The organism is Nostoc sp. (assembly GCF_036917095.1).
GTDB lineage: Bacteria > Cyanobacteriota > Cyanobacteriia > Cyanobacteriales > Nostocaceae > Nostoc.
This window is the reverse complement of sequence record NZ_JBALFH010000053.1, coordinates 1-13,801: the sequence shown is the minus strand read 5'-3', so window position 1 is coordinate 13,801 and position 13,801 is coordinate 1. Positions and strand designations below refer to the sequence as shown.

Sequence of the window (13,801 nt, the reverse complement as noted above, 5' to 3'; positions counted from 1 at the left end):
TAACTCCTAATTCCTAACTGGAGGCAGAGCGTCTTTAGCTCTACTATTAATCCTTTATCCCAGCTTTTCAAATACCGCAAACATCGGCAGATACATCGCTAGCAAAATGGTTCCCACCATTCCCCCTAGAACTACAATCATCACCGGTTCTAAAATACTGGTCATTGCTTTTACTGCTTGCTCAACTTCATCTTCATAGAAATCAGCAACTTTCATCAACATTGCATCTAATTCTCCAGTTTCTTCTCCGATACTAATCATCTGAATTGCCATAGCCGGAAAAACGCCATCACTTTGTTGTAAAGCAATGCTAATCATACCTCCTTGTTGAATCTCCATACGAGCTGCATCTATGGCATTGGCAATTACTTGGTTTCCTGATGTATCTCGGACAATTTCTAAGCAAGTTAAAATTGGTACACCTGAACGAGTCAAAGAACCAAAAGTCCTGCTAAAGCGGGCAACTGAAGATTTTTGAATTAAGTCACCAAACAATGGCATCTTGAGGGAAAGACGATCAATTGTGATGCGACCAACAGGAGTTTTAGAGTATTGTGTAAAGGCAACTTTTAGTCCTATAAGAACAAAGAGAAGGATGACAGCACTCGGACTTCTCAAAAATTTACTAGCATCCATCAAAAATTGCGTTAGAGGTGGTAATGAGATTCCAATTTGTGTAAAAATCGTGGCGAAAATCGGAATAAGAAAAATAGTCATGCCGAGAAAGATAGAAACTGCGATAAAACCCACAACCGTTGGATAAGACATTGCTGATTTAATTTGGTTTTGTAGACGAGCAACATCTTCTAACAACTTAGCTAAACGATTCAATACTTCGTCTAGAACACCACCAACTTCGCCAGCTTGAATCATACTCACATATAATCCATCAAAACAGTCAGGATGCTTCCGCATTGCCTCTGAAAGATTCATTCCGCTTTGAACATCGGTGCTAATGTCCATAAGGGCTTGTTTCAATTTAGTATTACTACACTGTTCGGAAAGCACCCCCAGACTTCTAACGATCGCAACTCCCGCATTCATCAAAACGGCAAATTGACGCGAAAAAACGGCTTTGTCTTTCACAGAAACCTTAACCAAGGAATTCTGGAAATTTTTGAAGGCAACATCTGGCTGAAATCCTTGAGATTGCTTGAGTTCTTGGATTACAAAACCTTGATCTCTGAGATTAGTACGAGCTTGCGACAAAGATTCGGCAACAATTTTTTCTGTTCGGGATTTTCCTTGCGAATCGCGAACACGGGCAACGTAGTTTGGCATAATAAATTCAAAATTCAAAATTCAAAATAGTCAAGGGGATGAAAAATTCTTCATCTCCCCTATCTCCAGTTCCTTTAATGTGCTTTGGCTGCCGCACCAGGTTTAGCACCTGCTGCTTGGGGCGGTGTAGAATTACCAATGAGACGTTGAATTTCATCAGGCTTAGATGTCTTAGACATCGCCGCTTCAAAGGAAATCGTTCCTGCTTTGTAAAAATCTGCTAAAACCTTCTCCAAAGTTTGCATCCCCAATTTCCCGCCAGTTTGAATCGCTGAGTAAATTTGAGATGTTTTGCCTTCTCGAATCAAGTTGGAAATAGCAGGAGTGACAATCAGGATTTCTTGAGCCATTACCCGACCATATTCACCAGGTTTAGGGCTTTTCTTGGATACCAAGGTTTGGCTAAATACCGCCACTAACGAGTTAGACAACTGCACCCGCACTTGGGTTTGTCTTTCATGGGGGAAAACGTCAATAATCCGGTCAACTGTCTGTGCGGCGGAACTGGTGTGTAGGGTGCCAAATACCAAGTGTCCTGTTTCTGCGGCGGAAATTGCCAAAGAAATTGTTTCTAAGTCGCGCATTTCCCCTACCAGAACAATATCTGGATCTTCCCGCAAAGCTGCTTTCAAGGCATTAGCAAAGCTCTTAGTATCTTCACCTAGTTGGCGCTGGTGAACCAAGCTTTTAATTGGTTCGTAGACAAATTCAATCGGATCTTCCACCGTCAAAATATGCTCTGCCTTGGTGCGGTTAATCAAGTCAATCATTGCCGCTAGGGTAGTTGTCTTGCCGGAACCTGTAGGGCCTGTCACCAGAATTAGCCCTCTGGGCTTATCTGTCATTTCCCGCACGATATCTGGCAAACCTAATTTTTCAAAGTTAGGAATCTTAGAACTTAATGCCCGTAAGCAAGCAGCATAAGAACCACGTTCTTTATAGACATTGACCCGGAAGCGAGCCAAACCCTTAACACCGTAAGAACAATCCAACTCCCAGTTCTGCTCTAAGGTTTTACGCTGGGTGTTGTTGAGCATACTAAAAATCAGCCTTTGACATTGATCGGCTGTCAATACATGCTCACCTATGGGGGTGAGTTTACCACTGATACGGAAGTAGGGAGGCAAACCTGCGGATAAATGCATATCCGAGCCACCCAATTCAATCAACTGCTCCATCAGGTCTTCAATCATCATTTCCATAGTTCTGCTTCCTTTTAATGTTTATTGTTTGTCATTTGTCCTTTGTCATTTGATTTGTTTAAAGTTAGTAAGCATTAACAAGTGACCAATGACTAATGACTAATGACCAATGACTAGTCTTAAAACCGAGATGTCATACAGTAGGGACACTCGAGCCATTCTGGTTTCAATGTGGCCTCGCAAGTTCGACAGGTAAGACCAGTCTTGCGTTTGGCTTTTAACTCGGCTTCCAAACCAGTATCAGTAAACGTTACTCGTTCTACTTCTTCTAAAGTGGTGGAACCTTCGCGCACTAAGTCCAAACTGTAAGCCAGCAAGGTTTTCATGCCCTCTTCTATTGCCACTTCCTTGATGCGTTCTGTGGGTGCATCTTCGTTGATGAGAGTTTGCAGGTTTTCGGTGACTCGCATGACTTCATAGACACCACAACGCCCTTTGTAGCCGCCGCCACTACATTTTGGGCAAAGCTGATTTTTGGTTTTGGCTTCGGCGATCGCTTCTAATGTCAAGGTGTTAGCTTTATAAAAGGTGACTCCCACATCAGAGGAAGCTGATAGACCATAACGAGCCAGTTCCTCGGTTGTGGGAGTGTAGGGAACACGACATTCAGAACATACACGCCGCACCAAACGTTGAGCTAAAACGCCAATTAGGGAACTAGAAACCATGAAAGGCTCAATCCCCATTTCTCCCAAACGAGCGATCGCACCTGGGGCATCATTGGTGTGTAAGGTAGTTAATACTAAGTGACCGGTCAAGGCAGCTTCAATCGCTGTTTTTGCTGTTTCCTTATCCCGCGTTTCACCCACCAGTAGCACGTCTGGATCTTGCCGCAAGAAAGCCCGCAGAGCGGTAGCAAAATCCAGCCCCTTTTCGCGAATTACCTGTACTTGAGTAATCCCTGGAAGACTGTACTCAATTGGGTCTTCCACAGTACTGATATTAATTCCGGGATCGTTCTTTTCTGATAGTGCAGAATACAGCGAAGTTGTTTTCCCAGAACCAGTTGGCCCAGTTACCAAAATTAGCCCAAAGGGACGGCTAACCATATCCTGGACAATATGTAAAGTCTCTGGATCGGTAATTAACTTATCTAATCCCAGTTGGGTGGAGGAGTTATCCAAAATCCGCAGTACCACCTTTTCCCCGTAGCGACTGGGCAAGGTATTCACCCGGAAGTCCACCTTACGTCCCTCAAACATCCGCCGGATACGTCCATCTTGGGGTAGACGGCGTTCAGCAATGTCTAGATTGGAGATGATTTTAAATCGGGCTGTCACCGCTGGGATGATTTTTTTCGGTAGGGGATCGAAAGCTTCCTTCAGTACGCCATCCTTCCGAAAGCGAATGCGTAAGTTTTCTTCTTGCGGTTCGATATGAATGTCAGAAACGCCCTCATGCAAGGCTTTAGCCAGGATTCTGTTGACTAGGTTGATGACTGGGGCATCCTCCGCACCCTTCATCGCTGCCCCAAGATCGGCCTCCATTTCTTCAGGAGCATCCGAAAGATCGAGATTTCCGAGGTTTTCTAAATCCTGATTAATATCTGTAAACTTTTCTTGTTCCAGATGCTTCTGCTTAACAGCCATTTCATCCAGATATTGGTTGATTAGCTGTTGGTAATCTTCCTGGGTAATCACCATGCGCTGCAAGGCCAAGCCTTGGGGGCGCAAGATACGATTCAGGTCATCGGAAGCCTCTAGATTATCTGGAGCGACCATCGCCACTAAAACTGAGGGCGGGGTTTGGTCTTCGTGTTTCGACAGTGGTACTAAACGATGGCGACGGCAGATATCCACTGGGATGAGGGTTTCAATCAGGTTCCCCATCATCGTGTTGCCAACGGAATTGACTTCCGGATCGAGGAATTCAACACCGTATAGTATTTTAAGTTCAAATAGTTGCTGTTTTTTGTACTGCCTGAGCAACTCAGGCGATAGTTGTTGCCCAGTGATTGACTCTAATACTTCCGTTAAGGGTCTGCCAGATTTGCGGCTTTCAATTAATGCCTGCCTCATCTGTTCGGTATTGACATAGCCAGATTGCACTAGCTTGTTGCCGAAGGGCGAAAACTCTGTTCTGGTAGTTAGAGCGGTACTGCGCCGTTGTGGTGACGAGTTCATAAATGAGCAATTGATTTGGGGAAACCTCTGCTTAAAGTATTCCCAGGCTGTGAGACAGAATTCTCATTTACCAAAAAAGTCCTGAGTCACCGAACTCTGAGCAGCGGCTTCTGTTGCTCAGAGTTCTCGCTAAGTGCTGAGTGAAAAAGAAATAATAGTAGAGAAAATATAAATTCCTGACTCCGCTCAATCAACAAATTTTTAGTTATAAGGGACAACCCAAAACTCAAAACATCTGACTCAGCATTTAACTAGCACTTTTGAAGGAATGACAATATTTGATAAATGGTTAAATTTTAAGTAGTAATTCATTAAAAAACTGACTCATGAATAAGATCGGGGGCGAATCACATTCAGTCCCACTCTTCCAAATTACTTACTCCTAGAGGTAGACTACTCGTTCGGGTTACCGCCTTAATGGCGTCTGGGCTAACGTGTTCACCATTTGTCACAATAAGAGGACGGTTACATCACTTCCAGGAACTTGTCGGCAGCAAAATCAGCCTCAGTGGCAAGTCGTGAATGACGACGGTTGCCAGCTGTGGAGATACACTGCCATCAAAAGCATCTGGAATGAGTAGACAATGATGGATGAAAATAAACAGATAAACAATACAAGCCAGCAATTGGGTGAACCAATAGAGGTAAAGCAAGCAATGAAGAGTGACTCCCCAGCCCAAATTAATTTCAATGAATCTGGTAGCGAGGTGACAGAGCAAGTGGCAGCCCAAACCAATGTATCAGGGGATACGGCTAATCTCAATCCAGAAAATAGCGTCGCTGCAAGTGAGAAAACTGGAGTGGAAACAGCAGCTTTGGCAGAACTGACTCAACAAATCGAGTCTGTTAAAACCCAACTAGAAGAGCGTAGTACTCAATATATGCGGATTGCCGCTGATTTTGAGAATTATCGCAAACGTACTAGCAAAGAAAAAGAAGAGCTAGAGACACAAATAAAGCGGAACACCATTCTGGAATTGCTGCCAGTGGTCGATAATTTTGAGCGGGCGCGATCGCACCTCAAACCGCAATCTGATGGCGAAATGACAATGCACAAAAGTTACCAAGGCGTTTACAAACAATTAGTAGATAGCCTGAAGCGCTTGGGTGTTTCACCAATGCGTCCTGAAGGTCAAGAATTCGATCCTAACCTGCACGAAGCAGTAATGCGGGAACCTACGGATGAACATCCTGAAGGAACAGTGTTAGAAGAGTTAGTGCGCGGATATTACTTGGGCGATCGCGTGCTGCGCCATGCAATGGTCAAAGTAGCTGCTCCAAAGGAAGATACACCTTCTACGGAGGAAGATCAGTCGAGTCCAGCCAACAGTTAAGCTGTAGTCGCTCGTCTCGCTGACCAAAAGTGCCTGGGTTCTAGCAAGGACGAGCATCGCGTACCTAAAACTTGAACAAGGCTTTGGATAACTCTCTGTATTTCAACTTCTGGCATTGCTACCAGCAACAGGGGTTCCACAGACGTTATCCGCTAGCCTTGGTTCGTAGCAAAAAAGTTAGTCCGCGACAAATTACAGCAGAAAGACTCCGTAAAAATACTGGTAAGTATGGGAAAAGTTATTGGGATCGACTTAGGCACTACTAACAGTTGCGTCGCAGTTTTGGAAGGCGGTCAACCACTGGTGATCTCCAATTCTGAAGGTGGACGAACTACTCCAAGTATCCTGGGATTTGGGAAAAGTGGCGATCGCTTGGTTGGTCAATTGGCAAAACGCCAAGCCGTAACCAATGCCGAAAACACAATTTACAGTATTAAACGATTCATCGGGCGGCGTTGGGAAGAGACTGAAATAGAACGCGATCGCGTCCCCTACAACTGTATCAAAGGTCGAGATGATACCGTTGATGTCCAAATTCGCTCAAAAAACTACACGCCACAAGAACTATCCGCCATGATCCTGCAAAAGCTCAAGCAGGATGCAGAAAACTTCTTGGGTGAGGAGGTGACTCAGGCAGTAATTACCGTACCAGCATATTTCACAGATGCCCAAAGACAAGCAACTAAAGATGCTGGCACGATTGCTGGATTAGAAGTCCTGCGAATCATCAATGAACCAACAGCTGCGGCTTTAGCTTTCGGATTGGAAAAGCAAGATCAAGAGCAGTTAATTTTAGTATTTGACTTGGGAGGCGGTACCTTCGACGTATCGATCCTGCAACTTGGGGATGGCGTTTTTGAAGTTAAGGCGACTTGTGGTAACAACCACTTGGGGGGAGACGACTTTGATAATGCGATCGTGCTTTGGATGATGGAACGTTTCCAGGAACAAGAGAAAATCGACCTTTCCAAAGATAAGATGGCACTGCAACGCCTGCGGGAAGCAGCGGAAAAGGCAAAGATTGAACTTTCCAGCATGGTGAATACCTCCATCAACTTGCCGTTTATCACGGCTGATGACACCGGGCCAAAGCATCTGGAGATGGAACTCAGCCGCTCTAAATTTGAAGAACTCGCAGCGAAATTAATTGAAGCGACGATCGAACCAATGATCCAAGCGCTCAAAGATGCGGATCTCAAACCACCAGCCATAGATCGGATTATTTTGGTAGGTGGTTCTACCCGTATTCCCGCAGTCCAAAACGCGCTAATTAAGTTTTTCAACGGCAAAGCTCCCGATCGCTCTATCAACCCTGACGAAGCTGTAGCATTGGGAGCGGCTATCCAAGCGGGCGTGTTGGGTGGTGAAGTCGATAATCTCTTACTATTGGATGTCACCCCTCTGTCCTTGGGAATTGAAACCTTGGGTGAAGTGTTCACCAAAATCATTGAACGCAACACCACAATTCCTACAAGTAGGTCACAAGTTTTTTCCACAGCAGTTGATGGACAAACCTCAGTGGAAATTCACATCCTCCAAGGTGAACGGGCAATGTCACGAGATAACAAGAGTCTCGGCAAGTTTCTGCTAGCAGGAATTCCCCCATCGCCACGAGGTGTGCCGCAAATTGAAGTCTCCTTTGAAATCGATGTCAACGGCATTCTGAAGGTTTCTGCCCAAGACAAAGGTACAGGAAGAGAACAGAGTATTCGGATTACCAATACAGGTGGTTTGAGTACCAACGAAGTCGAACGGATGCGCCAAGAGGCCGAACTGTTTTCCGAAGAAGATAGAAGACGTAAAGAACTGGTTGAACTCAAAAACCAAGCAGATAATCTGTTGTTCAGCTACGAATCCACCATTAAGGATAATAGCGACTTTATCGGCGACCAGATCAAAACCTTGGCCAGTGAAAAAGTTTCACAGCTCCAAGCTGCAATGATTGACTCCAACATTTCCACAGTGGAATTTAGGCAGCGCTTAGACGACTTCCAACAAACCCTGTTTGCAATTGGTGCTGATGTCTACAATCGAGCTAACAGCCAAGGTGATGAGATTGAGGAGGCTTCAGCTAGTCTCTTTACCCCAGAAGTAGACTCACCAATGAATGGCACACTAATACCACAATTCAACTTTGATTTTGACGAAGAAAGTACAGCACAGGCTGATTATGAGGCGATAGATTAGGGATTGGGTATTGGGAAGAGGCAAATGGGTAGGGAACAGTGACCACAGGGAATAAGAGGTAATTTTTAATTTTTTATTCTCCTCCCTGCCCCCTGCCCCTTGCCTCTTCCCCACTCCCTAAGTTGCAGATTTTTATTAAGACACTTTAATATATCTAAATATAGTGATTATAAAATTAGCGAAGTTTCACAAGACTCCAGCGGTTTGCTAGATTGTAGAAGCAAATTACTTTGAGCTAGGCAATGTGCCAGTTCAGATGCACTTCCATTGCATATGGGTGGTTTTCCACACCTAATGGTGCGGCTAGCCCCTCTAGTTGATGGGCGGGGTTTTCCTCTCCTACGTAGCACAATTGTAAAAGAGACAGCCGACTCGGCAGTGAGAAGTCTGAGCAAAGGCTTCCCCTGCTCCTAACTTCTATAGCTTTTGTCGTCTCCCACGAGGAAAGCACCTGTTGCTCAAGATTTGTCGGTGATTTTTGTAAAAGGTAAAGGGTAAAATCAGTTATTAACAAAAATTAATTTTATCTTCTGCCTGTCCTCCGGCAAGCCACCCTCTAAACGGATACTGTTACTGTATTACTGTTCATCTGTAGGCAAAACACTTTTCCGTAGGGTAGCAAATGACCGTGACCTTCTACTGCCTTCTGCTTTCTTCCTTCTAACTTTTACCTTTGCTATATGGCCCGCGACTATTATGAAATCCTGGGTGTCTCTCGTGACACCGACAAAGAAGAAATCAAACAAGCCTATCGTCGTTTAGCCCGGAAGTATCACCCAGATGTGAACAAAGAACCGGGCGCGGAGGATCGCTTTAAAGAAATTAACCGCGCTTACGAGGTACTCTCGGAACCAGAAACCCGCGCTCGTTACGATCGCTTTGGCCCAGAGGGTGTGTCAGGTGCTGGCGCGGGCTTCCAAGATGTCGGCGATATGGGTGGTTTTGCCGATATCTTTGAAAGCATTTTTAGTGGCTTTGCTGGCGGTATGGGTAATCCCACGCAACAAAGACGGCGCAGTGGCCCTGCAAGAGGTGATGACCTGCGGCTAGACCTGAAGTTAGACTTTCGGGAAGCGGTATTTGGCGGTGAAAAAGAAATTCGCATTTCCCATCTAGAAAATTGTGAAGTTTGTAGCGGTTCTGGTGCTAAACCTGGAACCCGCCCTCGGACTTGTTCGACTTGTAGCGGATCGGGTCAAGTCCGCCGTGTAACTAGAACACCCTTTGGCAGTTTCACTCAAGTCTCGACTTGTCCCACCTGTAATGGGACAGGGATGGTAATTGAAGATAAGTGTGATGCCTGTGATGGTAAGGGCGCAAATCAAGTCACAAAGAAACTCAAAATTACCATTCCAGCTGGGGTGGATAATGGCACCCGCTTGCGGATTTCTAGTGAAGGAGATGCCGGTCAACGCAGTGGGCCTCCAGGGGATTTGTACGTTTACTTGTTCGTGAATGAGGACGAGGAATTCCAACGGGATGGCATTAATATTCTCTCGGAAATTAAAGTTAGCTATCTGCAAGCGATTTTAGGTTGTCGGTTAGAGGTAGATACGGTAGATGGCCCAGTGGAACTGATTCTTCCAGCGGGAACGCAGCCCAATACAGTGATGAAGTTGGAAAATCGTGGCGTACCCCGCTTGGGTAATCCCGTAAGTCGTGGGGATCATATGCTGACAGTATTAATTGATATTCCCAATAAAGTTACCCCAGAGGAGAGGGAACTGTTAGAGAAGCTGGCTAAAATTAAGGGGGATCGCACTGGTAAAGGCGGTCTAGAAGGATTCTTGGGAAATTTATTTAAGTGATGAAGCCCTCCTCTGTTTTAACTCCCGATGCTCAACTTGATTTACGGGGCACTCCTTGCCCAATTAATTTTGTGCGGACAAAACTACGTCTGGAAAAAATGCCATTGGGAGGTTTGCTAGAAGTCTGGCTAGACCCAGGTGAGCCGATTGAACAGGTTCCTGATAGTCTGACAATGGCAGGTTATCAGGTAGAACAAATTACAGACTGCACTAGTTATTTTTCTCTGTTAGTGCGCCGTCCAGAAGCTGGCCAATGACAGCGGAAAATTTTGCCGTAACTGGACAGTTATTGGGTACAGTGCTGGCTGTACAAGCTAATTTTTACCGAGTACACCTGGATCGACAGGATGGGGAGATGAGGGAGATAAGGCAGATGGGAGAGCAAGATCCTCCTCATCTTCCTTATCCCCCTCTCCTGCTTTGTACCCGAAGAACACGTTTGAAAAAAATCGGACAACAGGTGATGGTAGGCGATCGCGTTGTGGTAGAAGAGCCAGATTGGGCTGGAGGACGGGGAGCGATCGCTGATGTCTTGCCCCGTCAAAGCGAATTAGATCGTCCAGCGATCGCCAATGTCAACCAAATCCTATTGGTATTTGCCGTAGCCGATCCGCCTTTGGAACCTTACCAGCTGAGTCGCTTTCTGATTAAAGCTGAGTCTACAGGCTTGGATGTGCTTTTATGCTTGAATAAAAGTGATTTAATTTCACTGCAAGAACAGGAACAAGTTAGCGATCGCCTTCTCGGTTGGGGGTATGAACCAATATTTATCAGCGTCAAAGATGGTATAAATACTGACCAAACAAGCAGGTATTTGAGCAGTAAGATTACCGTGATTGCTGGTCCTTCCGGCGTGGGTAAATCCAGCCTGATTAATTCGCTGATTAACTCTCTTCAGCTGCGAGTGGGAGAAGTTTCTGGCAAACTAGCTCGTGGTCGTCATACCACTCGCCATATAGAATTATTTGAGTTGCCTAGCGGTGGAATGCTTGCAGATACTCCCGGCTTTAATCAGCCGGACATGGATTGTAACCCAGAAGAATTAATCTATTATTTCCCAGAAGCCAGAAAGCGGTTAGCAGTTGCTAGCTGTCGGTTTAGTGATTGTCTGCATCGAGACGAGCCTGAATGTGCGGTGCGGGGAGACTGGGAACGATACGAACATTATTTAGAATTTTTGTCCGATGCGATCGCTCGTCAAACTCAGCTGCACCAACAAGCCGATCCTGAATCTAACATGAAGTTAAAAAGCAAAGGCAAAGGGCAGAGTCAATACGAACCCAAGCTAGAAAGTAAAAAATATCGCCGGATTTCCCGCAAGACTCAGTTACAGGACTTGCAAGAGTTATATCGGGATGAGGAATAAGCAGTGCGATGTCTAGGACGGGCTGCGCCTACGCACTTCTATATAAAGGTTTGTCGCCGTATGGATACAAACAGAAAAACTATCGGCGTTGCATATTTGCGGGATGATTTTGCTAGTTTTGTGGGATGGGCATCTTGCCCGTCCCTTGTATTTCAGGGCGCTCGTGTCGCCCACTTTACAAGAATCATCCCTTGATTCAGCAACGCCAGAAAAACTATCTTGTCTAGTAAATTACGCTTTTTTAACCCAGAATATTGCCAAAAGAAGCAAAACCACAGTTGCAGCAAGAGAACCAGCAACTAGAACAGGAACGCCAACGAGCTAAAAAATTGGCAGAACGCTTATGAGCCACAGGCATTAAACCTGAGTAAATATTTTAGGTACAGGATTATACAATAAACAAATAGGCAGGTTTTACAGAGATTCAAAACTAGTTAACAACAATACGCAGTGAGGGACAACACTTTTGTGACCCTACAGACACTGTATTTAACTCAATTGAAAACTATTCTTACGATCCCCATAAAGTCTTAAAATATTGTTAATTTCAGCCAAACCTCTCGACCTTCAACTTACAAGTATCACCCCAAAATCACTATGGCTATCGGCTACGTCGCGCTTGTACTCCACGCACATCTGCCCTTCGTTCGTCACCCGGAAAGTGACTACGTGCTGGAGGAAGAATGGCTCTATGAAGCCATCACAGAAACCTACATCCCCTTATTGAAAGTATTTGAAGGCTTAAAGCGAGACGGTATCGACTTTAAAATCACGATGAGTATGACACCACCTCTAGTGTCGATGCTTCGCGATCCTCTACTTCAAGAACGCTATGACGCACACTTAACCCAACTAGAAGAACTTATACAACTAGAAGCAGAACATAATGTCAATAACGGACATCTTCGTTATTTAGCCGAACATTACATTACTGAGTTTAAAGAAGCGCGTCAGCTATGGGAACGGTACAGCGGTGACTTGGTGACAGCTTTTAAGCAGTTCCAAGACAGTAACAACCTAGAAATCATCACTTGCGGTGCTACTCACGGCTATTTGCCGTTGATGAAAATGTATCCAGAAGCGGTCTGGGCGCAAATTCAGGTAGCTTGCGAACATTACGAGCAAACCTTTGGAAAAGCACCTAGAGGCATTTGGTTGCCGGAATGCGCCTACTATGAAGGTTTAGATCGGATGCTAGCCGATGCTGGGCTACGCTACTTTCTCACTGATGGGCATGGCATCCTTTACGCCCGTCCCCGTCCGCGCTTTGGCACTTATGCCCCAATTTATACAGAAACTGGTGTTGCTGTCTTTGGTCGAGATCATGAATCTTCGCAACAGGTATGGTCTTCTGAGGTGGGCTATCCTGGGGCGGCGGAATATCGAGAATTTTACAAAGATTTGGGCTGGGAAGCAGAATATGAGTATATTAAACCCTACATCATGCCCAATGGTCAGCGAAAAAATACTGGTATTAAGTATCACAAAATTACTGGACGTGGCTTAGGTCTATCAGATAAGGCACTCTACGATCCTTATTGGGCTAGGGAAAAGGCAGCAGAACACGCTGCTAACTTTATGTATAACCGAGAGCAGCAATCTGAGCATCTCTATGGTATAATGCAGCGTCCGCCAATTATCGTTTCGCCTTATGACGCAGAGTTATTTGGACATTGGTGGTATGAAGGCCCCTGGTTCATCGATTACCTATTCCGCAAGTCATGGTATGACCAAAAAACATATCAAATGACCCATTTAGCAGACTATTTGCGGGATCAACCAACTCAGCAAGTCTGTCGCCCTTCGCAGTCAAGTTGGGGTTTCAAGGGTTTCCACGAATATTGGTTGAATGAAACGAACGCGTGGGTTTATCCGCATTTGCACAAAGCTGCTGAACGGATGATTGAAATCTCGCATTTGGAACCAGAGGATGAATTGCAGTGGAAAGCGCTTAACCAAGCAGCGCGGGAACTGTTATTAGCACAATCTTCTGACTGGGCATTTATTATGCGGACGGGAACAATGGTACCCTATGCAGTTAGACGGACGCGATCGCACCTAATGCGGTTTAATAAGCTCTATGAAGATGTGAAAATCGGCAAAGTTGACAGTGGTTGGTTGGAAAAAGTCGAGTTAATGGATAATATCTTCCCCGAAATCAACTATCGCGTCTATCGTCCGTTGTAGTCTCACAAAAAATAATCAACAGTAGTAGGGTGGGCAATGCTCACCCTATATTAGTAGTGAGGAGCATTCGTTTATTTTACCAACAACAGAGCAAGCCTTAGCCTGTGTAAGGGTTTGTCAAATGCTGTCAAATCTTTACAAAGACATCCGCTTATTTCGATTTGACGACAAAACAGGGCAAGTTTACATCCTAGCTGGAGATGAACTCTAAGTCATTGTACTCAGGACTTACGCAACTGGCACAGGCGATCGCCAATTACTAGTACTCTAGTACTGTATAACTGACGCAACTGGCACAGGCGATCGCTAATTG

The 13,801-nt window shown here is 45.2% G+C and carries 11 protein-coding genes and 1 pseudogene; 8 read left to right on the top strand and 4 right to left on the bottom strand.

What is annotated here, in order from left to right:
• Positions 1-54: 54 nt before the first annotated feature.
• The 3 genes and pseudogenes from V7L01_RS30780 to V7L01_RS30770 form a co-directional block, all read right to left on the bottom strand.
• Positions 55-1,281, bottom strand: a complete 1,227-nt coding sequence (locus V7L01_RS30780) for a type II secretion system F family protein (RefSeq protein WP_335041689.1) — start codon at positions 1,279-1,281, stop codon at positions 55-57.
• A gap of 74 nt (positions 1,282-1,355) precedes the next feature.
• Positions 1,356-2,486, bottom strand: a pseudogene (locus V7L01_RS30775) (type IV pilus twitching motility protein PilT); the annotation flags it as partial.
• Positions 2,487-2,602: 116 nt separating this feature from the next.
• Positions 2,603-4,606, bottom strand: coding sequence for a GspE/PulE family protein (locus tag V7L01_RS30770; protein WP_335041686.1), 2,004 nt, complete (start codon positions 4,604-4,606; stop codon positions 2,603-2,605).
• Positions 4,607-5,190: 584 nt separating this feature from the next.
• Here V7L01_RS30770 and grpE point away from each other — a divergent pair.
• Together grpE and dnaK are read left to right on the top strand one after the other, a co-directional pair.
• The gene (grpE, locus tag V7L01_RS30765; protein WP_335041683.1) at positions 5,191-5,940 is read left to right on the top strand and encodes a nucleotide exchange factor GrpE; all 750 of its coding nucleotides are present in this window, start codon (positions 5,191-5,193) and stop codon (positions 5,938-5,940) included.
• 228 nt (positions 5,941-6,168) lie between these two features.
• Positions 6,169-8,127, top strand: coding sequence for a molecular chaperone DnaK (gene dnaK / locus V7L01_RS30760; protein WP_335041681.1), 1,959 nt, complete (start codon positions 6,169-6,171; stop codon positions 8,125-8,127).
• A gap of 235 nt (positions 8,128-8,362) precedes the next feature.
• On the opposite strand, the gene V7L01_RS30755 is transcribed toward dnaK, so the two are convergent.
• Positions 8,363-8,641: a hypothetical protein gene (locus V7L01_RS30755; RefSeq protein ID WP_335041679.1), complete on the bottom strand. Its 279-nt coding sequence runs from the start codon at positions 8,639-8,641 to the stop codon at positions 8,363-8,365.
• Positions 8,642-8,807: 166 nt separating this feature from the next.
• Between V7L01_RS30755 and dnaJ the strand changes: the two genes are divergently transcribed.
• From dnaJ to V7L01_RS35530, 6 genes are all read left to right on the top strand, one after another.
• Entirely contained in the window at positions 8,808-9,935 is a 1,128-nt protein-coding gene (gene dnaJ / locus V7L01_RS30750; RefSeq protein ID WP_335041678.1) for a molecular chaperone DnaJ, read from the top strand.
• Positions 9,935-10,192, top strand: a complete 258-nt coding sequence (locus V7L01_RS30745; RefSeq protein WP_335041677.1) for a sulfurtransferase TusA family protein — start codon at positions 9,935-9,937, stop codon at positions 10,190-10,192. The genes dnaJ and V7L01_RS30745 overlap by 1 nt, the downstream gene beginning before the upstream one ends.
• Positions 10,189-11,301, top strand: a complete 1,113-nt coding sequence (gene rsgA, locus V7L01_RS30740; protein ID WP_335041675.1) for a small ribosomal subunit biogenesis GTPase RsgA — start codon at positions 10,189-10,191, stop codon at positions 11,299-11,301. The genes V7L01_RS30745 and rsgA overlap by 4 nt, the downstream gene beginning before the upstream one ends.
• 60 nt (positions 11,302-11,361) lie before the next feature.
• On the top strand, positions 11,362-11,496 hold the full coding sequence (locus V7L01_RS30735) for a hypothetical protein (RefSeq protein WP_335041673.1): 135 nt from the start codon (positions 11,362-11,364) through the stop codon (positions 11,494-11,496).
• A 402-nt stretch (positions 11,497-11,898) separates the two neighbouring features.
• Positions 11,899-13,488 carry a glycoside hydrolase family 57 protein gene (locus tag V7L01_RS30730; protein WP_335041670.1) on the top strand — a complete coding sequence of 530 codons (1,590 nt, stop codon included), beginning with the start codon at positions 11,899-11,901 and terminating at the stop codon, positions 13,486-13,488.
• 49 nt (positions 13,489-13,537) lie between these two features.
• On the top strand, positions 13,538-13,699 hold the full coding sequence (locus V7L01_RS35530) for a DUF6888 family protein (RefSeq protein ID WP_442937052.1): 162 nt from the start codon (positions 13,538-13,540) through the stop codon (positions 13,697-13,699).
• The last annotated feature ends 102 nt before the right edge of the window (positions 13,700-13,801 follow it).

Coding starts and splice junctions, on each gene's coding strand:
- V7L01_RS30780 (WP_335041689.1), bottom strand. CDS start 1,281: ATGCCAAACTACGTTGCCCGTGTTCGCGATTCGCAAGGAAAATCCCGA.
- V7L01_RS30770 (WP_335041686.1), bottom strand. CDS start 4,606: ATGAACTCGTCACCACAACGGCGCAGTACCGCTCTAACTACCAGAACA.
- grpE (WP_335041683.1), top strand. CDS start 5,191: ATGATGGATGAAAATAAACAGATAAACAATACAAGCCAGCAATTGGGT.
- dnaK (WP_335041681.1), top strand. CDS start 6,169: ATGGGAAAAGTTATTGGGATCGACTTAGGCACTACTAACAGTTGCGTC.
- dnaJ (WP_335041678.1), top strand. CDS start 8,808: ATGGCCCGCGACTATTATGAAATCCTGGGTGTCTCTCGTGACACCGAC.
- V7L01_RS30745 (WP_335041677.1), top strand. CDS start 9,935: ATGAAGCCCTCCTCTGTTTTAACTCCCGATGCTCAACTTGATTTACGG.
- rsgA (WP_335041675.1), top strand. CDS start 10,189: ATGACAGCGGAAAATTTTGCCGTAACTGGACAGTTATTGGGTACAGTG.
- V7L01_RS30735 (WP_335041673.1), top strand. CDS start 11,362: ATGGATACAAACAGAAAAACTATCGGCGTTGCATATTTGCGGGATGAT.
- V7L01_RS30730 (WP_335041670.1), top strand. CDS start 11,899: ATGGCTATCGGCTACGTCGCGCTTGTACTCCACGCACATCTGCCCTTC.